Origin of the sequence: Azospirillum sp. B506 (assembly GCF_000333595.1) — a bacterium.
Lineage (GTDB): Bacteria > Pseudomonadota > Alphaproteobacteria > Azospirillales > Azospirillaceae > Azospirillum.
The window spans coordinates 1-621 of record NZ_BADK01000947.1 but is presented as its reverse complement, the minus strand read 5'-3'; the positions used below and the strand labels follow the sequence as shown (position 1 = coordinate 621).

Sequence of the window (621 nt, the reverse complement as noted above, 5' to 3'; positions counted from 1 at the left end):
CGACAATGACCGGCTGGCCGCCCGCGTGGCGCAGATGGTCAGCGCCGACACGCTGGTTCTGCTGTCGGACATCGATGGCCTCTACACCGCCGATCCGCGCAAGGATCCGGACGCCCGCCACATCCCAACCGTGCGCGAGCTGACGCCGGAGATCGAGGGCATGGCCGGCGAGCCGCCCCCCGGCTACAGCAGCGGCGGCATGGTGACCAAGATCGCCGCGGCCCGCGTCGCCCTGTCGGCCGGCTGCCGGATGGTCATCGCCAAGGGCAAGCGCATGAACCCGCTGGCGGCGCTGGAGCGGCGGCCGGAGGATGGCGGTGCGCTCTGCAGCTGGTTCCTGCCGTCGGCCGAGCCGACCAGCGCCCGCAAGGCCTGGATCGCCGGCCATGTGAATGCCACCGGCGTGCTGGTGGTCGATGACGGCGCCACCCGCGCGCTGTCCCATGGCGCCAGCCTGCTGCCCGCCGGCGTCACCGCCGTGCAGGGAGACTTCGACCGCGGCGACGTCGTGATCGTCCGCACCCAGGAGGGGCGCGAGGTCGCCCGCGGTCTCGTCGCCTACAGTGCCGACGACGCCCGCAAGATCCTGCGCCACAAGAGCACCGAGATCGAGGATATCCT

The 621-nt window shown here is 72.0% G+C and carries 1 protein-coding gene; it reads left to right on the top strand.

Translation table 11 applies throughout. From position 1 onward, the window contains the following. Nucleotides 1-621: glutamate 5-kinase (proB, locus tag I71_RS29245; protein WP_042702681.1), on the top strand; the 621-nt coding region annotated here is incomplete at both ends.